Here is a 21950-nt window from a genome sequence, read left to right as displayed (position 1 = left end):
TTCCTCATCTTGCGGCCTGTGAGGCAGGCGATGCCGTACCCGAAACGTCATCGCGATTGCTTTGGTCGAATTGTTTGGTGGCACTGAACATCGGCAGCAGCACGCGGAACGTGGTCTTCCGCGGCTGGGATTCGCATTCGATGATACCGCCGTGATCGCCGACGATTTTTGCAACGAGCGCGAGACCGAGCCCGCTGCCGGTTTGCTTGGTGGTCACGAACGGATCGAACAGGTTCGGCAACAGGTCTTCCGGTACGCCGGAGCCATTGTCCTTGACGCAGAATTCAAGCGGCAGCGATACCCGCGACTTCTTGCCCGGCACCGACAGGCGGACACCCGGGCGGAACGCGGTGGTAAGCTGGATTTCGGCATCGCTGCCGAGATCGGCGACCGCCTCGGCGGCGTTCTTCACCAGATTGAGAAAGACCTGAATGAGCTGGTCCTGATTGGCCAGCACCGGCGGCAGCGACGGATCGTATTCCTCGACAAAGCGGACGTTGCGGGCAAAGCCCGATTGCGCCAGTCGTTTGACGTGGTCGAGCACGGAATGAATGTTGACGGGACCGCGCGCCACCGGCCGGTCGTCGCCGAACACTTCCATGCGGTCGACCAGCGTGACGATGCGGTCGGCCTCGTCGCAGATCAGCCGCGTCAGCATGCGGTCCTCGGATGAGGCCGCCTGCTCCAGCAATTGCGCCGCGCCGCGAATGCCGGACAGCGGGTTCTTGATTTCATGCGCCAGCATCGCCGCCAGCGCGATCACCGAACGCGCCGCGCTCCGATGCGTCAATTGCCGGTCCATCTTGTCGGCGATGGTGCGCTCCTGCAGCATCACGACGATGTGGCCCGGTCGCTCCGTCAGCGGCGCGACGTGAAGATCGACCTGGCGGTCGCCGCCGATCCTGGGCGTGCCGAGATCGACCTTGTACTCGTTGACCGGCGAGCCGCTCGATCGCACCTGATCGATCAGCGCCAGCAGCGGACTGCCGAATGGCACCAGCTCCTTCAGCGACTGCCGTTGCAGGAACTGGGTCGAAATCTCGAAGAACGATTCGGCGGCGATGTTGGCGTCGATGATGCGCCCGTCGGGCGCGATCAGCAGCACCGGATTCGGCAGCGCATTGAGGATCGCATCGCTTTCGGAGGGCAAGCGCCGGCGTTGTTCTGCGGCCGAATTCATGCTGCAGCACTCCATGCAAAATCGTCGTAGGCGTCCTGGAGCGATCGATGTACCCGGTGCGGATCCTCCGAAGTCAGTATCTTTTGCCGCCAGCTCTTGAGTTTCTCCGCCGGCGCGCGGCTGCATTCGGCAGCGATCTCGAGCGCCCAGCCGAGATGCTTGCGCGCGTGCTTGAGGCCGATGCGCAAGCCGTAAAGGCGGCAGACTTCGTCATAGAGCGCGCGGATGTGGGCGAGTTGTTCGGCCAACGAGGGGGCGGCTTCGGGCTTTCCGGTTTCCAGCTGGCGTCCGATCTGGCCGGGCAACCAGGGCTGCCCCTGCGCACCGCGCCCGATCATCACGGCATCGGCGTCAGACATTCCGAGCGCGCTGACCGCCTTTTCGAACGACGTGATGTCACCGTTGACGACGAGCGGCACCGAGATCGCATCCTTGACCGCGCGCACCGCGCTCCAGTCCGCCTCGCCCTTGTAGAATTGACAGCGCGTGCGGCCGTGCACCGCAATCATCTGCACGCCGGCGGCTTCCGCGCGGCGGGCGAGTTCGGGGGCGTTGAGCGAGCCGTGATCCCAGCCGAGGCGCATCTTCAGCGTCACCGGAACCTTGACGGCCGCGATCGTCGCCTCGATCAGTTTGAGCGCATGGTCGAGATCGCGCATCAGCGCCGAGCCGGACTGGCCGCCGGTCACGTGACGCGCCGGGCACCCCATGTTGATATCGATGATGTCGGCGCCACCAGCCTCGGCAATCCTCGCCCCTTCCGACATCCAGTGGGTTTGACAGCCTGCAAGCTGAACCACATGCGGGCCGATCCCGGTCGCCTCGCAGCGCAACACCGACATCGGCCGGCCATGCACGAGATCGTCGCTGGCGGTCATCTCCGAGACGACGAGTCCTGCCCCAAGGGCGGCGGCAAGGCGTCGAAAGGGGGCATCGGTAATGCCGGACATCGGCGCCAGAAGAACCCGGTTGGCGACCGAAATGTCGCCTATCTTCAACGTCTTAGGGCGTGGGTCGTCCAAGCCGGTCACGGTGTTCTCATTGGTAGGGCAGCAGCGGCATTGCTACTGTCGGCGCATATTGTGAGCACAAATCTTGTGCAGTCAAGCTTCATGCCTACACTTTAGACAGTTCTATCATTTGTGCAAGTGCACTGCAACAAAAACTGCTTTTCCCACAGCTATTGGGAAACGCTCTGTTTTTACGCATTCGGCATGGTAAGGGCTGTGCGCCGCAGGGGCCCGATCCCCTCTCCTCAACCCGATCCGTCCGTAACTAGAGTCCAATGCCGAAACCTGAGCGTACAGCAGCCATCCTCGTCGCAGCGGGGCGCGGACTTCGCGCCGGCGCGGGAGGGCCCAAACAATACCGTACGATCGGCGGGCAGACCGTGATCTTCCGGGCGATGCAAGCGTTCTGCCGCCACCCCGACGTCTTCGCCGTGCAGCCGGTTGTGAATCCCGATGATGCTGCGGTCTTCAACGAGGCCGTCGCGGGGTTGCGCCATCAACCACCAACCAATGGCGGCGCGACGCGCCAGGCGTCGGTGCACGCCGGCCTCGAGGCGCTGGCCAGCGAGAAGCCCGACATCGTTCTGATCCACGACGCAGCGCGCCCATTCGTGACACCAGCGGTGATTTCGCGCGCGATCGACGCCGCCGGCCGCACTGGCGCTGCGGTTCCTGCGATTGCCGTCACCGATACGATCAAACAGGTTGGTGAGGCCGGCAATGTCGAGGCCACGCCGGACCGCGCGCGGCTGCGCATCGCGCAGACGCCGCAGGCGTTTCGTTTCGACGTGATCCTCGAGGCGCATCGCCGCGCGGCGCGCGAGGGACGCAGCGATTTCACCGATGATGCCGCGCTCGCCGAATGGGCGGGATTGACGGTGGCGACCTTTGAAGGCGATCCTGCGAACATGAAGCTCACGACCCCTGAAGATTTCGTCCGCGAGGAAGCCCGCCTCGGTGCCATGCTCGGCGACATCAGGACCGGCACCGGCTACGACGTGCACGCCTTCGGCGACGGCGATCATCTGATGATCTGCGGCGTCCGCGTGCCGCACACGCGCGGCTTTCTCGCCCATTCGGACGGCGACGTCGGCCTGCACGCCATGGTCGATGCCATCCTCGGCGCGCTGGCGGACGGCGATATCGGTTCGCACTTCCCGCCCAGCGATCCGCAGTGGAAGGGCGCTGCTTCCGACAAGTTCCTCAAATATGCGGTCGATCGCGTCACCGCGCGTGGCGGGCGGATTGCCAATCTCGAGGTCACCTTGATCTGCGAGCGGCCCAAGATCGGACCGCTGCGCGATGTCATGCGCGCGCGCATCGCCGAGATCACCGGGCTCGACATCTCCCGCGTCGCCGTCAAGGCGACCACCAGCGAACGGCTTGGCTTTACCGGCCGCGAGGAAGGCATCGCCGCGACCGCGAGCGCCACCATCCGCCTTCCTTGGGACGATCAAGGCCGGAGCCAATAGCATGAGCGGCAGCGACGCCCGCGCCCTCTCCCGCTCGCTGCTCGATCTATGCCGGATGCGCAAGCTGACGATTGCAACCGCGGAATCCTGCACCGGCGGCCTGGTCGCGGGCGCGCTCACGGACATTCCCGGCTCCTCCGACGTCATCGACCGCGGCTTTGTCACATACTCCAATGATGCCAAGCGCGCGATGCTCGGCGTCAAGGTAACGACGCTGGCGACCTTCGGTGCGGTCAGCAAGGAAACCGCTACCGCGATGGCGGTCGGCGCGCTGGAGAAGGCCGGCGTCGATCTGGCCGTCTCCATCACCGGCATTGCCGGTCCCGGTGGTGCCACACCCGGCAAGCCGGTTGGGCTCGTGCATTTCGCGGTCGCCTCGCGCGACGGCCGCATCCTGCATCGCGAACATCGCTTTGGCGCCATCGGCCGCACCAGCGTACGCCAGCGCTCGGTGGTCGAGGCGCTGCGCATGCTGATGGAACTGGCGCGCGGACCGCAGGCATCCGTCAAACCGCGCCGCGCGGCCGTCAGCCGGCTCCGCCCGCGTGTCGCGCGATCGACCCGCGGCAGCGCCGTCAAGCGACGACGGCCGCCGAGATCCTAGCGATCCGCCACTTCACTTCGCCGCGGCCAAAGCCTTGGCGCGGGTTTCGCTGAGCGAGGCCGCCGGCGTCAGCGCCTCCGGGCTGATCGTGAGTTCGATGATCGCCGGCAAGCGCGAAGCGACCGCCTCGTCGAAGGCCTTTGCAAAATCCTCGGTACGGTCGACCCGGGCGCCGAAGCCGCCAAAGGCACGCGCGAGCCCGGCGAAATCAGGGTTCGCCAGATTGGTGCCGGACACCCGGCCGGGATAGTGCCGCTCCTGATGCATGCGGATGGTGCCGTACATGCCGTTATTGCAGACGATCACGATGAGAGGCAGCCGGTTTTCGACCGCGGTCATGAACTCGTTCCCGGTCATCTGAAAGCAGCCGTCGCCGGCGAATGCGATCACCGGTCGGTTCGGGTGCAGATGCTTGGCCGCAACCGCCGCCGGCAAGCCGTATCCCATTGAGCCCGATGTCGGCGCCAGTTCGGTACGGAATTGACGATAGCGCCAGAAGCGATGAACCCAGACCGCGTAATTGCCGGCGCCGTTGCAGATGATCGCATCCTCCGGCAGCCGTTCGCTGAGATCGCGCACGATCCGCGACAGCTGAACATCGCCGGGCGAACGGGTCGGCTCATTAAAGGCGAGATAGTCCGCATGCGCCGCCTTGAGTTCGTCGCCGCGCGGCTGATGCTTCGGCTTCAGTCGGCTGATCGCAGCCGCGAACGCCGCGCTCCCCGAAATGATGCCCAGTTTCGGCGCGTAGACGCGGCCGATCTCCTCGGGATCCGGATAGATGTGAACCAGCGGCTGCTTCGGCTGCGGAATGTCGAACAGGCTATACCCCGATGTCGTGATTTCCCCGAGCCGGGCGCCGAGCGCAATGATCAGATCGCTGTCCCGAATCCGTTCGGCGAATTTCGGGGAGATGCCGATGCCGACATGGCCGGCGTACGCAGCGTGCAGATTGTCGAAATAATCCTGGCACCGGAATGAAGCGCTGACAGGCACCTCATGCGCGGTCGCGAAGGTTTCGAGATCGCGGCGCGCTTTATCGCTCCATCCGCCGCCGCCGACGATCAGCAACGGCTTGCGGGCCGCGGCCAGCAACTCCTCGAACTGTTGCAGGCTTTCCGCGCCCGGGGCGACGGTTTGCGGCTTGTAAGGCTGCGCATCGGGAACGTCAGCCTCGTCGGTCAGCATGTCCTCGGGCAGCGCCAGCACCACCGGACCGGGCCGGCCGGAAGTCGCGGTATAAAACGCCCGCGAGATGAATTCCGGAATCCGCCGCGCGTCGTCGATCTGCGCGACCCATTTGGTCATCGGCCCGAACATCTGCCGGTAATCGATTTCCTGGAACGCCTCGCGTTCCATCATGTCCCGCCCGACCTGGCCGAGCAGCAGGATCATCGGCGTCGAATCCTGAAACGCGACATGAACGCCCGCGGAGGCGTTGGTGGCGCCGGGGCCGCGCGTCGCAAAGGCAATGCCGGGCTTTCCGGTGAGCTTGCCATAGGCGTCAGCCATCATGGCCGCGCCGCCCTCATGCCGGGAATTGACGAAGTGGACCCGCTGGTTCTGGTACATGCCGTCGAGCGCAGCCAGAAAACTTTCCCCGGGCACGCCGAACACGGTGTCGGCACCGTGCAGGGCCAGTTGATCGATCAGAATATGCCCGCCGGTGCGCGTGGGTGCCTTGATGTCCATCACTTGGTCCTTTTGTTCTGCAAGTCGTGTAGAATTCAACCGCCTTGATTTCGATCTTTCGGCCGCACGCGCGCCTCGACGCCGGTGACGGCCTCGTAAGCCTTGATCACGGCCGTGCAGGATTCGCCGTCATGACCGAGCAAGGCGGCCTGCCGGTAGGTCTGGTGCACGGCATCGGCCATGAAACCGGGCAATCCGGCGTCTTCCAGCCAGCGCGCGTAATAGCGCACGTCCTTGCGGGCGTTCGCCAGCGACATCAGCGGGGTAAAGTCGCCGTCGAGCGTCGCCTGGCCGTAGAGGTCGAGCATGCCGCTCTTGCCGCCGGCGGCCGAGATGATGGTGATCAGCTGCTTGAGATCGAGGCCGTCCTTCGCCGCCAGCGCAAACCCCTCGCACCACGCCGCGACGTTGGCAAAGGCGATGTAGTTGTGGATCAGCTTGAGGCGGATGGCGTGGCCGAGCGGGCCGATGTGGAAGATGTTCTCCGCATAGCGCTCGAAATAGGGCCTGAGTTCTGCGAGCAAGTCACCGTCACCGCCATAGAGCACATTGACCTTGCCGGCGTCCGCGTGCTTCGGGGTCCGCGTCATCGGCGCCTCGGCATAACGCCCGCCGGCTGCACGCACCAGTCGATCGAGTTTATCGACCATTTGCGGGCTGCCGGTGGTGTGATCGACGACCACGAAATTCACCGGTCGGGCGAGCAGTCCGTCCGGTCCCGTCAGCAGCGCCTCGACGTCCTCGGCGGCATTGACGCAAATCATGATGATGCGGCATTCGCCGATGTCGCGAAGACCGCCCGCCGCCGTCGCGCCCTGGGATTTGGCAATGGCAACCGCCTCAGGGTTCAAATCGTACGCCGTGACGGCGACACCCTTGGCGAGGAGGTTCTTGACCAGCCCGCGCCCCATTCCGCCCAGGCCGATGAAGCCGACGCGTTCCAATGCCGTCATGTCACGCCCGCTTTCCATAAACCACATTCGCCCGCTTTTCGAACGCCGCTGCAAAGCGCTGGAACGCGGCGTCGAACATCGTGCCCATCAGCATCGCCAGCATCCGGCTCTTGAATTCGTAAGCTAAGAAGAAGCCGACATCGCAATCGGTTTCGGATTTGGGTTCGAAGGTCCAGCGGTTTTCCAGATTGCTGAACGGGCCCTTCAGATACTCCACCATGATCTTCAGATTGGGACGGTCCAGCGTCACCCGGCTGGTGAAGGATTCCCGCACCAGCTTGAACGACACCGTCATGTCGGCGACCACGATCTCGGTGCCGTCAGGCTGCGGCGTGCGCTGACGGATTTTCAGCGAATGGCACAACGGCACGAATTCCGGATAGCGCTCGACGTCGGCGACCAGATCGAACATCTGCTGGGCGGTGTGATGTGCCCGCCGCTTGCTTGAAAACCTAGGCATCGGCTATCTCAGCGGGATCGCGCCGCACGCGCCGCCTGCAGCCTGGCGAAATCATCGCCGGCATGATGCGAGGAGCGGGTCAGCGGGCTCGCCGACACCATCAGAAACCCCTTGGTGTAGGCAACCTTCTCGTAGCCTGCGAACTCGTCCGGGGTCACGTAGCGCATCACGGCGTGGTGCTTGCGGGTCGGCTGCAGATATTGCCCGATGGTGAGGAAGTCCACATCCGCCGAGCGCAGATCGTCCATCACCTGGAGCACCTCGTGGCGCTCCTCGCCGAGGCCCACCATGATGCCGGACTTGGTGAAGATGGTCGGATCGATTTCCTTGACCCGCTGCAACAGCCGGATCGAATGGAAGTAACGCGCGCCCGGCCGCACCGTGAGATAGCGCGACGGCACGGTTTCCAGATTGTGGTTGAACACGTCGGGTTTTGCAGCCGCGACGATCTCCAGCGCGCCTTCCTTGCGCAGGAAATCCGGCGTCAGGATCTCGATGGTCGTGGACGGGCAGCGGGCGCGGATCGCGCGGATGGTTTGGGCAAAATGCTCCGCGCCGCCATCGGCGAGATCGTCACGATCCACTGAGGTCACGACGATATGGGCGAGCCCGAGCTTGAAGGTGGCTTCCGCGACATGTTCCGGCTCGGCGGCATCGAGCGCGCCGGGCATCCCGGTCTTGACGTTGCAGAACGCGCAGGCGCGCGTGCAGGTGTCCCCCATGATCATGAAGGTGGCGTGTTTCTTGTCCCAGCACTCGCCGATATTCGGGCAGCCGGCCTCCTCGCACACCGTGACGAGGCCATTCTCTTTCACGATCTTGCGGGTATCGGCGTAGCCGCGGGTATTCGGCGCGCGCACCCTGATCCAGTCCGGCTTCGGCGGCGACAGCGCATCCGGCCGGTTCACCTTTTCGGGGTGGCGCGGGCGAACCTGGTTGGACGAGACGGTATCGACGAGAACGACCATTTGAAGCCTGAATATGTCCGAAAACTCTTGGAAACCTTAGCTAATCCGTGTCGCACTGCGCCGCAACCTCAGTTGCGGAAGGCCCGCAACCGGCTCGCCGAACCTAGCAGAAACATGCAAGATATTGCGACCTTTCCCTCCTGTTCCCGCTGATTCTCACCTCAAAATGGTTCAAATCTCCAATCCGGCCGAAGCAAAGGTCCCTCGCCTCGGCAAGGCGCTGAAACGCGCGTTTTTTGCCCGCAGCGTGCATGAGGTGGCGCCCGACCTGATCGGCGCCACGCTGCTCATCGACGGCGTCGGCGGCATCATTGTCGAGGTCGAGGCCTATCATCACACCGATCCGGCCGCGCATTCGTACCGGGGTCCGACGCCGCGGAACCTCGTGATGTTCGGCCCGCCCGGTTTTTCCTACGTCTATCGCTCCTACGGCATTCATTGGTGCGTCAATTTCGTCTGCGAAAAAGAAGGCTCGGCCAGCGCGGTGCTGATCCGCGCGCTGCAACCGACCCACGGCATTCCGGCGATGCGCCGCCGCCGCGGCCTGCATGACGAGCGCACGCTGTGCTCGGGTCCCGGCAAACTGTGCGAGGCGCTGGGGATCACGATCAAGCACAGCGAACTCCCGCTCGATGCGCCGCCGATCGCGCTGCATGCGCGCCTTGGCGACGTAGAGATCCTCACCGGCATTCGCATCGGCATCACCAAGGCAGTGGATTTTCCGTGGCGGTATGGATTGAAGGGCTCGCGGTTTTTGAGCAAGGCGTTTTGATCGTTTCGTCATTGCGAGGAGCACTTGTGACGAAGCAATCCATTCTTTCTTTGCCGCACGATGGATTGCTTCGCTGCGCTCGCAATGACGTGGAAACAGTTTCGCATTCTCGCGACGCATTGCGCCCGAGGTTTGCAAGTGACTTCCTTGCCCTCGAGAATAGAGGGCGCAGGGAAGACCGGGTGCGCGCTGCACCCGCGGTCTCGTGTGCGAATTGTGCTAAGTAGGCTGCACACGAGCATACAGGGCAGCGGAGAACACCCAGCCTTCCCTGCGCAATGGCTTTACGGCTTATCACGCGCTCTCCCCGGTGAGACGGCCTCTACTGCCACCGTCGCCCCTCGGAAGCGTTAGCTCCCTTAAGGCTTAACGCCGTTACGGGCGCCAGGACCACTCGCTTTCGCCGTACGCTTCAGCCGCGACCGTCAATCGCAACTGTTACGTCCATCGCAACCCGCCCCTCGTCGTGACGACGGCCGACGTCCCTCTGAGTGGGACGGGATAACGCAAACTCGTAGAGATGATTTGCCCGACGGCGAAAGCGAAATATTTTTTATTTCGGGGCTTGACACAGTTTCTGACAATCAGAATTGATTTGCCCGTCGTGTCAATTTGTCGCGGCGGTATCTCGCTTTTCACACCGCGTGATGGCACACGGCCTCGATGCGGTTGCCGTCGGGATCACGCAGGAACGCGGCGTAGTACGATGCGTGATAGTCGCGCAGACCCGGCGCCCCGTCGTCGGTGCCGCCGGCGGCAATGCCGGCGTCCCAGAAGGCATCGACCTGGGTTTGCCATCGCGCCTTGAAGCACCAGTGGCGGCCAAAGGCGTCCTCGGGCTTCGGACCCTTGCGGATGGTGAGATAGACCCGGTCCGGATACGCCGGGCGCGCCCGTTCGCCATAGCCAAGCCAGTCGTCGCGACGGCCGACCTTGACTACCCCGAGCGCTTTCATGATGGCGTCGTAGAACCGCTCGGCGGCGGCGATGTCGGAGACGGTGATGGAGACGTGGTCCAGCATGCTAGTTGGCTCCGAACTGATGTGATCCGTCATCCCCGGACGAACGCACTTGCGTTCGCTCGGGAGGCGCTCGCCGTCTTCGGCGAGCCTCGAAGGATGAATCGGCCACAGACGGGCCGTCGTCCTTCGAGGCTCGCCGAAGAGGCTCGCACCTCCAGCGACAACGGCGAAGCCGTTGCGCGGGGATGACGGATCGAACAGCGTTCTCTACGACGCGTTCTTCAGCCGCTCCAGCGCTTCGAGAATCTTTTCTTTGCGCGCCACGGCCGCCTCGCGCTTTTCTTTCTCTTCCTCGACGATCTCTTCGGGCGCATTGGCCACGAATTTTTCGTTGCCGAGCTTGGCGTCGACGCGTTTGATGTCGGCGTCGGCCTTGGCGATTTCCTTGTCGAGCCTGGCTTTCTCGGCCGCCAGATCGATCACGCCCTTGAGCGGCAGCGCCACGACTTCGCCGCGCACCAATAGCTGCACGGCGCCTTCCGGCGGACGATCGGCAAAGGATATCTCGCCAAGCCGCGCCATGCGCTTGACGGTATCGCTCCAGCGTTGCGCACGATCCTTGGTCTCGTCGGAAGCACCGGCCAGCACCAGCGGCGTTAGCGTCGCAGGCGCGATATTCATTTCCGCGCGCACCGAGCGGATCGCGGTGACGAGGTCGACCACCCAGCCGATTTCGGCTTCCGCTGCAGGATCGCTGAAATCACCGGCGTCGAGGGCGGCCATGATCGGCGGGATCAGCGCATCGTTCGGGCCCGCCAAGGCCATCGATGCGAGTTGGTCCGCCGTCGCCGCCCCTGCCTTGCGCGGCCATTCCCCCAGCACCAGCAGGCCGTCGCGCTTGGCCGTCACCGCCCACAATTCCTCGGTGATGAAGGGCATGAACGGATGCAGCAGCTTCAGGATTTCGTCGCGCGCCCAAGCGACCATCGCGCGGGTCTCGGTCTTCGCCGCGCCCTCCTCGCCCAGCAACATCGGCTTTGCGAGTTCGATGTACCAGTCGCAATAGACGTTCCAGACGAAGCGATAGATCGCATTCGCCGCGTCGTTGAAGCGATAGGCCTCGATCGCCTCGGTGACTTCACGGGTAGCGCGCGAGGTTTCATGCGCGATCCAGCGGTTGAGGGTTTCGTTGGCGCTCGTGTGATCGAAACCCGCCGGCATGACGCAGCCATTCATCTCGGCAAAGCGGCAGGAATTCCACAGCTTGGTCGCGAAATTGCGATTGGTTTCAACGAGTTGCGGCGACAGCTTGATATCATGGTTATGCGCGGCGCCGCGCGCCAGCGCAAAGCGCAATGCGTCGGCGCCAAAGTCGTCGATGACGCCGAGGGGATCGATGACGTTGCCTTTCGACTTCGACATCTTCGCGCCCTTCTCATCGCGAACCAGGCGGTGGATGTAGACGGTCGAGAACGGGGCTTCCTTCTTGAAGTGGAGGCCCATCATCATCATCCGGGCGACCCAGAAGAAGATGATGTCCCAGCCGGTCACCAGCACGTTGGTCGGATAGTAACGCGCGAGCTCCGGCGTCTCGTCGGGCCAGCCGAGCGTCGAGAACGGCCACAGACCTGAGGAGAACCAGGTGTCGAGCACGTCTTCATCGCGCGTGATGAAGCCTTCACGCTGGGCGGGATCCTCCGCCATCGCCTGCCCCTGCTCCGGCGTGATGACTTCCTGCTCGACGTAATAGCCGAGCGCGTTGCCGACGGCTTCCTCTTCGGTCTCGGCGACGAACACCTTGCCGTCAGGCCCGTACCAGGCCGGGATCTGGTGGCCCCACCAGAGCTGGCGGGAAATGCACCAGGGCTGGATGTTCTCCATCCATTCGAAATAGGTCTTTTCCCAGTTCTTCGGCACGAACGTCGTCGCGCCGCTGTGCACCGCCGCCATCGCGGGCTGCGCCATCGTCTTGGCGTCGACATACCATTGGTCGGTCAGATACGGCTCGAGCACGGTGCCGGAACGATCGCCATGCGGCACCATGTGGGTGTTGGGCTCGATCTTCTCGAGGAAACCAAATTCCTCCAGGCGCGTGACGATCCGCTTGCGGGCGGCGAAGCGCTCGACGTTGTGGAATTCCTCGGCGAACTGCGACGCGCCTTCCGGCAGGTCTCGCAGATAATCTTCGTTATCGACAAGCGCGAGGCATCCCTCCTGATCGAGCACGCTGACCCGTGCCAGGCCGTGCCGCTTGCCGACCTCGAAGTCATTGAAATCGTGCGCCGGCGTGATCTTGACCGCGCCCGATCCCTTCTCGGGATCGGCGTAGTCGTCGCCGATGATCGGAATGCGGCGGCCGACCAGCGGCAGGATGACGTGCTGGCCGATCAGGTGCCCGAGCCGTTCGTTGTCCGGATGCACGGCAACCGCCGTGTCGCCCAGCATCGTCTCGGGCCGCGTGGTCGCGACCACGATGAAGGTGGTGGGATCGTCCGGGCTGAAGGTCTTGCCCTCGATCGGATAGCGCAGGTACCACAGGCTGCCCTTGACCTCGACCTGCTGCACTTCGAGATCCGAGATTGCGGTCAGCAATTTCGTGTCCCAGTTCACCAGGCGCTTGTCTTTGTAGATCAGGCCTTCACGGTGCAGTTCGACGAACACTTTTACGACCGCGCGCGACAGGCCCTCGTCCATGGTGAAGCGTTCGCGCGACCAGTCGCAGGAGGCGCCGAGCCGCTTTAGCTGGTTGACGATGACACCGCCGCTTTCCGCCTTCCACTGCCAGACCCGCTCGAGGAATTTCGCGCGCCCCAATTCGCGGCGGCCCGGCTCCTGCCGTTCCATCAATTGCCGCTCGACCACCATCTGGGTGGCGATGCCGGCATGATCGGTGCCCGGTTGCCACAGCACGTCGCGGCCACGCATCCGCTCGAAGCGGCAGAGGATGTCCTGCAAGGTGTTGTTGAGCGCGTGGCCCATGTGCAGCGAGCCGGTGACGTTCGGCGGCGGGATCACAATGGTGAAGGGCTCGGCGTCGCGCCGCTCGGGGCGGCCGGCCTTGAACGCGCCGCTCTCCTCCCAGATGGCCGACATGCGGCTTTCGATATCGGCGGGCTGGTAGTTTTTCTCGATCATGACAATGCAATTGGGGTCTTGAGGAAGCGATAGCGTTTTCGGGCGAATTTTGGATCGGTTCGCGCCAGGAAAACGCGTTTAAAACAACAGACTAGCGCCCGACTCTGAAGCAATCAGGAACCTTACGCGCCCCTAGAAAGCCGCCGCACGGCATCAAGTCAACCGGACCTGTACGCCGAAAGCACGATAAAGCCCAATGGTGGTGGCTGAATAAGGGCCAAACGGCTGCAGGCTGGTTAACGCCCGCGCGAAACCCGCTCGATTTCGGCTTTGACGAGCTTCTCCACCAAGCCCGGGAGATTGTCGTCGAGCCAGGATTTCAGCATCGGCCGCAGCATTTCCTTGACCAGATCTTCCAGCGTCCGGGCGTTGTTGCTGAGCACGGTGTTGGCCAGCGAATTGAAGGCGGATTCGACCGCGGAGACGGTCGAGCGCGACAATATCTGCTGCGCCGGCGAAGCTGCCGCGGCGCTTTCAAACGGCGGCGGCTCGTAGGCCGGCTGCCGGTGCAGCGTCTTGGCGGCGGCGGTCTCGGTGAACTCGATGTCGTCCTGCGGCTCGATCTTGTGGAATGAAGATGCCGCGGGCTGCGGATCCGGCACCGCCATCTCATCGGTGAGCTCGAACACGTCGGCCTCGGGCTGCGCCGGCCGAATGTCGGCCTCTGGCGTCGCCGCGTCGAGGCTTGCCAGCATCGCGTCGATGTCGTCCTGGTTGTTACTGGCGGCGGGCTCCGGCGCAGGCGCGGGCTTGGGCGCAGCGGCGGCTGGCTTTGCTTCAGAAGGTTTGGGAGCGATCGCCGACGGCGGAATATCCTTCATCGCCGTCGGCCTGGCGGCCGGAGGCTCGGGCTTCGCTGATGGCGGCGGGCTGGCGGGCTTCTCGGCTGCAGCCGGCTTTGCGTCAGCAGGTTTGGCTTCGTCGTCAGCGATGATACGACGGATCGACGCCAGAATCTCCTCCATCGAGGGCTCTTGGACCTTTGCAGGCTGCGTCATCGCCGACTCCACATCGAAACCATTTTACACCAAGCCACTCGGGATTTGCCGGTTCCGGATATGCAGGCCGGGATTTTCATCGCGCAAGCCAGACTTGTCCCCAGATCAACCCCACACGATACGTCGCGCGGGGTTCCGCTCCCCAAAAGCAACCCGGCTCGCGGCCTGTAGACGTAAAAGCTGTGCGAATCGCCCTGCTGCCTCCAAGAAAGTTATGTCACGGCAACAAGTGATTGCAACAACACACCCGGCGTACTCCCCGTCGGGTGGTGAATCATTCCGGCCGAATGACATTGTCATCCCACGATGACGCTTGTCATCCGGAGGTCACGCTCGTGATCCACAGGGATCACGCTTGTGATTCCCAAGGAGACGCTTGTCATCCCGCACGCATGCGGGTGGCGGGATATCAGCGGCCATCGGGCGTGCGAACACCGGCCCAGCTGTCGCGCACCTGATGATAATGCACGCTCGGATCATAGGTCGTGGTCGGCAGCTTGAGCACGATCGGAGACAAGCGCCCGATCGTGTTGAGCACCGAGTAGGACGCGACGACGCGGTCGTGCTGGGCGGTGACCAGCGCGACACGCGCGTTGACCAGCGCCTGCTGCGCGTTCAAGACGTCGAGCGTGGTGCGCTGTCCGGCTTTGGCTTCCTCGCGCACGCCGTTGAGCGCGATCTCGGACGCCGTCACCTGCGCCTGTGCCGACTGCACCTGCGCCTTGCCGGCCACTAACTGTCCCCAGGCGGTGACGACGTTGGCGCGGGCCTGATCCCGCTGCTGTTCGAGAGTGAGGCGCTGCTGCGCCAGGGTTTCCTTGGATTGGCGGATCAACGAATATTCGGCGCCGCCATTGTAAATCGGGACATTGAGCTGCGCGACGGCCGACGCCCCGAACGTACTGAAGACCGTCATCTGCTGTTCGTAGGCCTGCTGCACCGATGCCACCAGGTTCACGGTCGGCAACAACGCGCCCTCGTTGACCTTGACCTGCATGTAACTGACGTCGATGCCGTACATCGCCGCGGTGACGTTCGGATTTTGCGTCAGGCCAAGTTCGACGGCGCCGGGCAGCGTGCCCGGCAAAAAGCGATCGACCGGCGAACCCGGGGCCAGCGCTACCGGCTCATTGCCGATGATGCGGCGGAAGTTCGAACGCGTCGTGTTCAGGTTGGACTCGGCGGTGAGCTGCTGGGTCCTGCCGGCGGCCAACTGTGCTTCCGATTGCGCGACGTCGGTGCGGGTCACTTCGCCGACATTGAAACGGTCCTTGGTCTGCTTCAGCGTCTGTTCGAGCACGCGAACGTTGCTCTTCTGAACCTCGACGATCGCGGAGTCGCGCAGATAGTCCATGTAGATCGTGGCCGCCGACAGCAGCACGGTCTGCTCCAGCGCCCGCAAGGCTTCGCGCGCACCGGAAACCTGACTTTCGGCAGCGCGGGTCCTGTTGGCGGTCTGCTGACCATTGAACACATTCTGCGTGATGGTGGCGCCGACGCTGCGCGGCGCATTGGTGCCATGAACTCCGGTCCGCACGATCACGTCCGGGGTGCCGCCGGACGTCAGGCGGGTATCGGTATATTGATAACCGGCGCTGGCGGTGACGGCGACCCTCGGGCGATAGCCCGACAATGCCTGTGGCACGGCTTCGTCGGTGAAGCGCACCTGGGCCCGCTGCGCGTTTAACTGTGGGTTGTTCTGATAGGCGCGCACCAGCGCGGCCTCGATCGTATCGGCAAGGGCGGGCGTCGGGCCCATCAAAGTTAACAGAAGGACCGAAGCCGCAGCTCCGGCAAAAACCTTCACCCCACGCATCAATGGTGATCCAATCATCTAGTTCGCCGGCCAAAACACAACCGGACGCCGCTTCAGTCGAAGTGAGTCCCGGCTCACCTTATTCCGCACCGGGCCCCGACGGAACCACCCAGCAAGCGAAACCGGTCGAAACTCTTCACGTGGGGCAAACGGGCCACACTTCTGATTCAGAACGGGATTTTAACCGCCTCAGCGGGCGGCTTTTTGTTTTGACGCGTTTTCCGGGCGCGATCCGGGTTCCACCCCGAATCAAGTCCGGGGCAGGCTTTCGCTTGAAAGCCTAAAAAACGAACGCTGGAAGCCGCTCCATGCCCGGCAGCACCGGCACGGCGGCGTCGAACAGCGCCCGGTTCCCGAAATCGCCATGGGAACGCGTCACGATGGTAGCCCGCTGCGGCTGCGACATCGCGAAAACGCCGACCAGCCGGCCGCCGTCCCGGAGTTGCCCATAGAGCTTTTGCGGCACGACCTCGGTCGCGCCGTTCAGGACGATGACGTCGAAGGGCGCCCTGGCGGGATCCCCGTCGGCGCCTGTCGCGCTATGGACCTGCCTGGCAAACTTGCCGATCACGGCGGCGGCGTATCCGCTGGCGCAGCCGACCACCAGAACATTGTCGGTTTCCTTGATTTCGGCGGCCTGCAGCATCTTCGCCAGCACCGCCGGCTGGATCAGGAACTGCTTTTCCGAAGCGCCCTCGCCGACCTCGAGATCGAGGTCCAGATAGGCCAGAGCGCGCTTGTTTTCGGGGACAAAGGTCTCGCGCGGCACCGCCAGCATGGCGTCGATGATGCGGATATCGGTGACGTCGCTGGGACGCACCTGACCATCGACCATTTTCTGGCGCGCGGTCGAAAAACCGGACATTGGCGAAGACCCTGAAAGCAAGCGGCGTTGCCGCCGGTGAAACCAGGGTCATCTTTGGTACAAGCTCCGGCAAAACGCAACACGCCGGACAGGCGGGCCTGCCAGGTGCAGGATTCGGAAGGAAAGGCGCCCTACTCGATCGTGACCGCAAGCCGGCCGATCAGCTGCGCCACCTCGTCCAGATGCTCGGAATCATGTTCCACAAGCGCTTGCGCCAGCCGGAACAGGCATTCGTCGTCGCTGAGATCAGGAATGTCGCTCGGCACGATCGACGGCACGGCTCTCATCAGGTCGGCGGCATTGGCTGGCATCGATTCGGCTCCCGTGAAACCCGGCAATTCCAAAACTCGGATCGGATTGAGTCGAATTGGCGGCTAGCGCCATGCTCCGCGCGGATGCCGCCTTTGCACAGGCGCGTTGCCGGTTATGTCCCGCGCCGCACCGGATTTGGCGGCAAATCCTTGAACCGCCGGGGATTTCAGGCCCCGTACACGATCGCACCGGGGATGGACATTTGGTCCTTTGCAAGCCCGAAAGGCTTTGTTATACGCTCCCGGCTCGCGAACATTTGTTTCGCCTATTCCTCGGTAGCTCAGCGGTAGAGCATTCGACTGTTAATCGAATGGTCGCTGGTTCGAATCCAGCCCGGGGAGCCATTACCTAAATCCCGCATTGAAATTTCACGATATTTCGGTCCTGGTTGACCCACTTTCGGCGACAGGTCGAAATAGTGGGTCACATCCGTTCCCGGAATGACCTTGCCGCGTTTAGTGTACGGCATGGCACCTCGTCTCTTTACACTGCTGATCGACCGCAATGTCCCGAAGATCATTCGAGGGCCCGCGGAGCCGCAGCCGTCCATTATCAATGAGAAGACGGTCGCCGACTTTACTCGCGTGGTCGAGGAAACGGGGATCTTAGCTCGAGAATGGTGCGCGCTGGGTCCGACCAGAGACCAGCCCGGCTGATGTCCCCGCGCATCATCCACATTCCGCTCTCAGGCGGCGACCGCAAGGCGCAGGCTAAGGGCATCCGGTATGCCCACGGGATCCACGAAAGCGCCTATCGGGAATCGGTGCTGATCCGGAGCGCAGCCGAGGCAAAAATCCGCGAAGCCGACCGGCTGGAATGCGAAGCTTGGAATGCGATCATGTGGGCCGGCGGCCCGGCGATGCCCTCGCCCGGCGATCCCCAGGCCGAGCCTACGATCGGCAAGGCTATCAACGGCGGCTTCGATCTCCTTGAGGCCAAGTGCAACCGCTGTGATCGGGTGTCCCTCGTCCCGCTACGCCGCCTGAAGCAGCCGCCGGAGACACCGGTCTGGAAGCTGGAGGCGGCATTGTACTGCGAGCCGTGCAGCACCGGACGGCACTACAGTCGGCGCCAGCGAGCACACATCTTGGGGCTGACCTATGCGCGGCCGGATCCGGAGCCACAAAAGGCGAGGCGTAAGCGATGAAAATCTCACTTGTTCAAGATCAGGCGATAGCCGCTCGAATGGCACTAATTGTTGGGGCAGATAACTTCGACCGTCTTTTCCGAGGCGTCCAGTTCGATGAATTTGATGGCACAGTTATGTATGTTTACGCCGTGGACGAGTATCGAGCGGCGGAAATCGAAGACACGTTTGTGATGGTGTTGCCGCAGAAACTGAAACAAGAGCGCGATGTGTAACCTCTATTCGATCACAACGAACCAGGCGGCCATTGCCGCGCTGTTCCGCGTCGTCAATCGCTATGTGGGCAACTTGCCGCCGATGCCGGGCGTCTTTCCCGATTACCCCGCGCCAGTCGTGCGCAATACCGACCACGGCACCGAACTTGTGACTATGCGCTGGGGTATGCCGCCGCCGCCTAAATTCGGTGGGCCGCCGGTGACCAACATCAGGAACACGTCCTCCCCGCACTGGCGAGGCTGGCTGAAGCCGGAAAGCCGATGTCTGGTGCCTTTCAACAGCTTCTCCGAATATGCGCCAGAGCCGAACCCGGAAACGAAGAAAAAGGACGTGGTCTGGTTCGCGCTCAGTGACGCCCGGCCGCTGGCAGCCTTTGCTGGCATCTGGACTGACTTCAAGGGCGACCGCGGCACGAAGTCCAAGCCGATCCCCGGCCCTCACTTGGTCTATGGCTTCCTGACGACGTCACCGAACGCCGTCGTTGAGCCGATCCATCCCAAAGCTATGCCGGTGATCCTCACAAGCGACGAAGAGTGCGATGTGTGGATGCGGGCGCCTTGGGATGAAGCCAAGGCGCTGCAGCGGCCACTACCAGACAACACCCTCAAGATCGTAATGCGGGGCGCTGACAAAGAGGACAAAGCTGCGGCATGAACGACAAGCAGGATCCAAAGAAAGTGCGAGAAGAATGAAATACGCCACCAGTCGCCCCTTCGCCGACCCTGAAGCCGCCGCGCGCAAGCTGCTGGAGATCGCGAACGCAACCGAGGCCGTCCAGGACGGTCGCATCCATATCGAGAAGCTCAACGGCCCGTTCCTGTTCAAGGAAGGCGGCAGCCCGGCGGAATACACGGCCGGGTTAGAACTCGCGATTGCGCGTGGCTGGCTATGGCGGCACGAGTCCCGAACGTATGTGAAGTTCACCCCGGCCGGTGCCGGGTTGTTCGCGTGAAGGTATTGGAGCCAGTCCTTTTGAACAGCGGCCATTAACCGGAGGCGGACATGACGCTGTGTGTTGGCTGGGTAGATGCTGAGGCTGTGTATCTCACCGCCGATTCAGCTGTAACCGCGCCAGGCAAGTCACGGATTTCTGGCGGTGACTACAGTTCATTTGGGGAAAAGCAGTACCAGAGCGCTGAAGGGACCGTCGAAGAATCCGCTCTAAAAATTTTCAGGCACCAAGACTCGGCAGCAACCTTTTCTGGAAACGCATCCCCAATCAACGAAATTTTTGCCAATTTCGTTGAGAGCTCTCGTTATCTGCCTCCACGCAACGCCTTTGACGCCGCTTGGATAAGCTCACACGATCCGAACGTACAAAGTTTGGAGGCCCTCTTCGGTTACTATGATTCAGCTGGGCCGCACCTTGTCAAATACGATGCGCTGAACCTAATGGGCGAGGCGATAACATCAGCTTGCATTGGCAGTATCCTTCCGGAAGACAAAGAACAGCTTCTTGCATGGCTTAAGATGCCATCCAAAGCACAAGTGACAGACCGTCTTGTTCTGACAATGTGCATGACGCAACGCGTTGCCATTTTTCTTAATCTGATGGCGTCACACGGAATTGGCGGTTGTGTCGCCGGCTGCTTGATAGGTAAGGATGGACTTCAGTGGGCGCCAGACACGCTTCATGTGATCCTACGAGGTGAACTAATCGATCAGCTATCAAACGATGTCCTCAATGTGGTCCTAACATACGCACGCTTTGACACGTTTTTTGTTTGCAATAATTTAGAAGGTGGCCTCAACGCATTTGCTAACAAGTTTGGCATGAACGCGGGACTTTCTCGGGAGGAAGTGGTCCAAAGATTAGTGACCAGGATAAACAATGGGAGTTTGCCCTCGATTTCCACCGAACTGAAGGTGCACCATGTCGTGTTTCATGATGTCGTTACGGGACTAAGTACGGTATTCAACGTTAAAGCATGCGACGATCTAAAATATTATTGGTTGACCCGAGATGACCCTGCAGGTCCGGCCATGCTGCGCTTCACAGTATCCGGAAACGGGCTTGGCGCACTGAAGCGAGCCTCGTCAGGCAAAGGTGGAGACATTGCTTTTGTAGGTTAGCTCGGCGAGCGCGATACCATCTGCTGGCACGCAGGGGAAGGATGCGTGGCGCGCGCGCGCTAACGTTTCACTGCGCCCCGCGACCGAATTGGGGCGAGGTCATCAATTTTAACAAAGGCGTTTGCTGAGCGTGTCCTGGTCGCGCGAATTTGACGATCCAATAGAGGCACCAGACGGAACGGTTGTCCCTTCGAGCCGAAAGCGTCTGATTGGGGATGGCTTGAGGGCCGGATGGTCGCTCTTGATTATTCGACTCCGGCCTGGGAGGCCGACGAACCTAAGCCCGCTTAAGACCCTTGAACGAACTCTGCCGCAGTAGCCCTTCCGAGGTGATGTCCCGATATTCAACTTCGGCAGTGAACGACGGTTCGACCCAAACGGCCTTGGGCTTCTTGATCGGTCTGGTCAGCCTCGATTTCGGGCTGACCACTGTATCAAGCTGCTTTCTGAGTTGGCCAGAGATCGTCCGCGACCAACCCGTCCCGACCTTACCCATGTAGACGAGGTCTTTGCCCACCCTCTTCCCCAAGTAGAGAGCGGCAACGCCGGTCGGATCCTTCACGAATCCGATGACCGGGAATTTCCCCTTCTGAACGGTCTTGATTTTCACCCAGGCTTCGGTCCGCTCCGATCGGTATGATGCGTTCGCTTTTTTGGAAACGATACCTTCCCAGCCCAGTTTGGCGGCGTGCTCGAACATCTCCTGCCCGTCGCTGGTCAAGTGCTCAGAGTACAACACGGGCGGTTCGACCCCGTTCTCACCGAGAAGGTCTAATAGGGCTTGCTTGCGCTCAAGCTGCGTGAGCTTCCTAAGATCACCATCTCTCCAGAGTAGATCGAAAGCGTAGAAGACCAGCCTGTCCTGACGACCGGCGGCGAGCTCGGCTTGGAGTTCCGAGAAATTGGTACGGCCGTCCTTGATGACCACCACCTCACCATCGATGATCGCCTGACCGGGAAGATCGAGGGCGCCGGCAATGACCGAGAACCGTTTGGTCCAATCCAAACCGTTGCGAGTAAAGGCCGTTGTCTTTCCCTTGTTCAGGTGAACTTGTACCCGGTAGCCATCGTACTTGATTTCATGAAGCCATTGCGCACCCTTGGGCACCTTCGCCTTCAGCGTGGCGAGCTGTGGCTTGATGAAGCGCGGCATCGTCGGAGCCGTCGCACCGTCGATCACTAAGGACTTGGTACGCCTAACCATTACGTCACTCAAAAAACGAACATGCGGAACTACAGTATATTACTACTTCGATGAACCTCGGATTATTTTTCTGGAAAGCGCGACGCGCCCTCACCTCGCCGGTGTCCCCGG

Annotated in this window: 21 protein-coding genes and 1 tRNA gene; 9 read left to right on the top strand and 13 right to left on the bottom strand. The window is 62.2% G+C overall.

Features of this window, described 5'->3' with window-relative positions:
* Positions 1-4: 4 nt before the first annotated feature.
* Positions 5-1180, bottom strand: coding sequence for a nitrogen regulation protein NR(II) (locus tag JQ609_RS24340; protein ID WP_212275240.1), 1176 nt, complete (start codon positions 1178-1180; stop codon positions 5-7).
* The gene (dusB, locus tag JQ609_RS24335; RefSeq protein ID WP_212275300.1) at positions 1177-2178 is read right to left on the bottom strand and encodes a tRNA dihydrouridine synthase DusB; all 1002 of its coding nucleotides are present in this window, start codon (positions 2176-2178) and stop codon (positions 1177-1179) included. Before dusB ends, JQ609_RS24340 begins: the two co-directional genes overlap by 4 nt.
* A 287-nt stretch (positions 2179-2465) precedes the next feature.
* On the opposite strand from dusB, the gene JQ609_RS24330 reads away from it, so the two are divergent.
* Complete coding sequence (locus JQ609_RS24330; protein WP_212275237.1) at positions 2466-3662, top strand: bifunctional 2-C-methyl-D-erythritol 4-phosphate cytidylyltransferase/2-C-methyl-D-erythritol 2,4-cyclodiphosphate synthase; 1197 nt, start codon at positions 2466-2468, stop codon at positions 3660-3662.
* 1 nt (position 3663) lies between these two features.
* Positions 3664-4266: a CinA family protein gene (locus JQ609_RS24325; RefSeq protein ID WP_212275235.1), complete on the top strand. Its 603-nt coding sequence runs from the start codon at positions 3664-3666 to the stop codon at positions 4264-4266.
* A gap of 12 nt (positions 4267-4278) precedes the next feature.
* Here the strand turns inward: JQ609_RS24325 and JQ609_RS24320 are convergent, their stop codons facing one another.
* The 4 genes from JQ609_RS24320 to lipA are packed head-to-tail and all read right to left on the bottom strand — an operon-like array spanning position 4279 to position 8339.
* The gene (locus JQ609_RS24320) at positions 4279-5958 is read right to left on the bottom strand and encodes a thiamine pyrophosphate-binding protein (RefSeq protein WP_212275233.1); all 1680 of its coding nucleotides are present in this window, start codon (positions 5956-5958) and stop codon (positions 4279-4281) included.
* A gap of 35 nt (positions 5959-5993) precedes the next feature.
* On the bottom strand, positions 5994-6911 hold the full coding sequence (locus tag JQ609_RS24315) for an NAD(P)-dependent oxidoreductase (protein ID WP_212275232.1): 918 nt from the start codon (positions 6909-6911) through the stop codon (positions 5994-5996).
* Position 6912: 1 nt separating this feature from the next.
* Positions 6913-7371 carry a type II toxin-antitoxin system RatA family toxin gene (locus JQ609_RS24310; protein WP_212208742.1) on the bottom strand — a complete coding sequence of 153 codons (459 nt, stop codon included), beginning with the start codon at positions 7369-7371 and terminating at the stop codon, positions 6913-6915.
* Between the two features lie 8 nt (positions 7372-7379).
* Entirely contained in the window at positions 7380-8339 is a 960-nt protein-coding gene (gene lipA / locus JQ609_RS24305; protein ID WP_212275230.1) for a lipoyl synthase, read from the bottom strand.
* Between the two features lie 166 nt (positions 8340-8505).
* On the opposite strand from lipA, the gene JQ609_RS24300 reads away from it, so the two are divergent.
* Positions 8506-9111: a DNA-3-methyladenine glycosylase gene (locus JQ609_RS24300; protein WP_212275228.1), complete on the top strand. Its 606-nt coding sequence runs from the start codon at positions 8506-8508 to the stop codon at positions 9109-9111.
* A 635-nt stretch (positions 9112-9746) separates the two neighbouring features.
* Here the strand turns inward: JQ609_RS24300 and JQ609_RS24295 are convergent.
* From JQ609_RS24295 to JQ609_RS24270, 6 genes are all read right to left on the bottom strand, one after another.
* Positions 9747-10133 carry a VOC family protein gene (locus JQ609_RS24295; RefSeq protein WP_212215124.1) on the bottom strand — a complete coding sequence of 129 codons (387 nt, stop codon included), beginning with the start codon at positions 10131-10133 and terminating at the stop codon, positions 9747-9749.
* Positions 10134-10340: 207 nt separating this feature from the next.
* On the bottom strand, positions 10341-13208 hold the full coding sequence (locus JQ609_RS24290; protein ID WP_212275226.1) for a valine--tRNA ligase: 2868 nt from the start codon (positions 13206-13208) through the stop codon (positions 10341-10343).
* A gap of 236 nt (positions 13209-13444) precedes the next feature.
* Positions 13445-14206 carry a PopZ family protein gene (locus JQ609_RS24285; RefSeq protein ID WP_212275224.1) on the bottom strand — a complete coding sequence of 254 codons (762 nt, stop codon included), beginning with the start codon at positions 14204-14206 and terminating at the stop codon, positions 13445-13447.
* A 409-nt stretch (positions 14207-14615) separates the two neighbouring features.
* Positions 14616-16022 carry a TolC family outer membrane protein gene (locus JQ609_RS24280; protein WP_212215118.1) on the bottom strand — a complete coding sequence of 469 codons (1407 nt, stop codon included), beginning with the start codon at positions 16020-16022 and terminating at the stop codon, positions 14616-14618.
* Positions 16023-16302: 280 nt separating this feature from the next.
* Positions 16303-16887, bottom strand: coding sequence for a protein-L-isoaspartate O-methyltransferase (locus JQ609_RS24275; protein ID WP_212215116.1), 585 nt, complete (start codon positions 16885-16887; stop codon positions 16303-16305).
* A gap of 131 nt (positions 16888-17018) precedes the next feature.
* Entirely contained in the window at positions 17019-17198 is a 180-nt protein-coding gene (locus JQ609_RS24270) for a hypothetical protein (RefSeq protein WP_212215114.1), read from the bottom strand.
* Positions 17199-17468: 270 nt separating this feature from the next.
* On the opposite strand from JQ609_RS24270, the gene JQ609_RS24265 reads away from it, so the two are divergent.
* From JQ609_RS24265 to JQ609_RS24240, 6 genes are all read left to right on the top strand, one after another.
* A tRNA-Asn gene (locus JQ609_RS24265) sits at positions 17469-17543 on the top strand.
* Positions 17544-17854: 311 nt separating this feature from the next.
* Positions 17855-18346 carry a hypothetical protein gene (locus tag JQ609_RS24260; protein WP_212275221.1) on the top strand — a complete coding sequence of 164 codons (492 nt, stop codon included), beginning with the start codon at positions 17855-17857 and terminating at the stop codon, positions 18344-18346.
* Positions 18343-18561: a hypothetical protein gene (locus JQ609_RS24255; protein ID WP_212275219.1), complete on the top strand. Its 219-nt coding sequence runs from the start codon at positions 18343-18345 to the stop codon at positions 18559-18561. Before JQ609_RS24260 ends, JQ609_RS24255 begins: the two co-directional genes overlap by 4 nt.
* A complete protein-coding gene (locus JQ609_RS24250; RefSeq protein WP_212275217.1) occupies positions 18554-19216 on the top strand; it encodes an SOS response-associated peptidase in 663 nt (220 codons plus the stop codon). The genes JQ609_RS24255 and JQ609_RS24250 overlap by 8 nt, the downstream gene beginning before the upstream one ends.
* 34 nt (positions 19217-19250) lie before the next feature.
* Positions 19251-19514 carry a hypothetical protein gene (locus JQ609_RS24245; protein ID WP_212275215.1) on the top strand — a complete coding sequence of 88 codons (264 nt, stop codon included), beginning with the start codon at positions 19251-19253 and terminating at the stop codon, positions 19512-19514.
* A gap of 50 nt (positions 19515-19564) precedes the next feature.
* Complete coding sequence (locus tag JQ609_RS24240; RefSeq protein WP_212275213.1) at positions 19565-20635, top strand: hypothetical protein; 1071 nt, start codon at positions 19565-19567, stop codon at positions 20633-20635.
* Between the two features lie 277 nt (positions 20636-20912).
* On the opposite strand, the gene ligD is transcribed toward JQ609_RS24240, so the two are convergent.
* Entirely contained in the window at positions 20913-21839 is a 927-nt protein-coding gene (gene ligD, locus JQ609_RS24235) for a non-homologous end-joining DNA ligase (protein WP_212275211.1), read from the bottom strand.
* Between the last annotated feature and the right edge of the window lie 111 nt (positions 21840-21950).

Origin of the sequence: Bradyrhizobium sp. AUGA SZCCT0169 (assembly GCF_018130085.1) — a bacterium.
In the GTDB taxonomy this organism is placed as follows: Bacteria; Pseudomonadota; Alphaproteobacteria; order Rhizobiales; family Xanthobacteraceae; genus Bradyrhizobium.
This window is presented reverse-complemented; position numbering and strand designations above follow the sequence as displayed.

What these genes read in the sequence shown, in the direction of transcription:
- JQ609_RS24295 (WP_212215124.1), bottom strand. Translation starts at nt 10,133, where the DNA reads ATGCTGGACCACGTCTCCATCACCGTCTCCGACATCGCCGCCGCCGAG.
- JQ609_RS24260 (WP_212275221.1), top strand. Translation starts at nt 17,855, where the DNA reads ATGTCCCCGCGCATCATCCACATTCCGCTCTCAGGCGGCGACCGCAAG.
- JQ609_RS24280 (WP_212215118.1), bottom strand. Translation starts at nt 16,022, where the DNA reads ATGCGTGGGGTGAAGGTTTTTGCCGGAGCTGCGGCTTCGGTCCTTCTG.
- JQ609_RS24240 (WP_212275213.1), top strand. Translation starts at nt 19,565, where the DNA reads ATGACGCTGTGTGTTGGCTGGGTAGATGCTGAGGCTGTGTATCTCACC.
- lipA (WP_212275230.1), bottom strand. Translation starts at nt 8,339, where the DNA reads ATGGTCGTTCTCGTCGATACCGTCTCGTCCAACCAGGTTCGCCCGCGC.
- JQ609_RS24275 (WP_212215116.1), bottom strand. Translation starts at nt 16,887, where the DNA reads ATGTCCGGTTTTTCGACCGCGCGCCAGAAAATGGTCGATGGTCAGGTG.
- JQ609_RS24270 (WP_212215114.1), bottom strand. Translation starts at nt 17,198, where the DNA reads ATGCCAGCCAATGCCGCCGACCTGATGAGAGCCGTGCCGTCGATCGTG.
- JQ609_RS24310 (WP_212208742.1), bottom strand. Translation starts at nt 7,371, where the DNA reads ATGCCTAGGTTTTCAAGCAAGCGGCGGGCACATCACACCGCCCAGCAG.
- JQ609_RS24285 (WP_212275224.1), bottom strand. Translation starts at nt 14,206, where the DNA reads ATGACGCAGCCTGCAAAGGTCCAAGAGCCCTCGATGGAGGAGATTCTG.
- JQ609_RS24290 (WP_212275226.1), bottom strand. Translation starts at nt 13,208, where the DNA reads ATGATCGAGAAAAACTACCAGCCCGCCGATATCGAAAGCCGCATGTCG.
- JQ609_RS24315 (WP_212275232.1), bottom strand. Translation starts at nt 6,911, where the DNA reads ATGACGGCATTGGAACGCGTCGGCTTCATCGGCCTGGGCGGAATGGGG.
- ligD (WP_212275211.1), bottom strand. Translation starts at nt 21,839, where the DNA reads ATGGTTAGGCGTACCAAGTCCTTAGTGATCGACGGTGCGACGGCTCCG.
- JQ609_RS24325 (WP_212275235.1), top strand. Translation starts at nt 3,664, where the DNA reads ATGAGCGGCAGCGACGCCCGCGCCCTCTCCCGCTCGCTGCTCGATCTA.
- JQ609_RS24340 (WP_212275240.1), bottom strand. Translation starts at nt 1,180, where the DNA reads ATGAATTCGGCCGCAGAACAACGCCGGCGCTTGCCCTCCGAAAGCGAT.
- JQ609_RS24250 (WP_212275217.1), top strand. Translation starts at nt 18,554, where the DNA reads ATGTGTAACCTCTATTCGATCACAACGAACCAGGCGGCCATTGCCGCG.
- JQ609_RS24320 (WP_212275233.1), bottom strand. Translation starts at nt 5,958, where the DNA reads ATGGACATCAAGGCACCCACGCGCACCGGCGGGCATATTCTGATCGAT.
- JQ609_RS24255 (WP_212275219.1), top strand. Translation starts at nt 18,343, where the DNA reads ATGAAAATCTCACTTGTTCAAGATCAGGCGATAGCCGCTCGAATGGCA.
- JQ609_RS24330 (WP_212275237.1), top strand. Translation starts at nt 2,466, where the DNA reads ATGCCGAAACCTGAGCGTACAGCAGCCATCCTCGTCGCAGCGGGGCGC.
- JQ609_RS24245 (WP_212275215.1), top strand. Translation starts at nt 19,251, where the DNA reads ATGAAATACGCCACCAGTCGCCCCTTCGCCGACCCTGAAGCCGCCGCG.
- JQ609_RS24300 (WP_212275228.1), top strand. Translation starts at nt 8,506, where the DNA reads ATGGTTCAAATCTCCAATCCGGCCGAAGCAAAGGTCCCTCGCCTCGGC.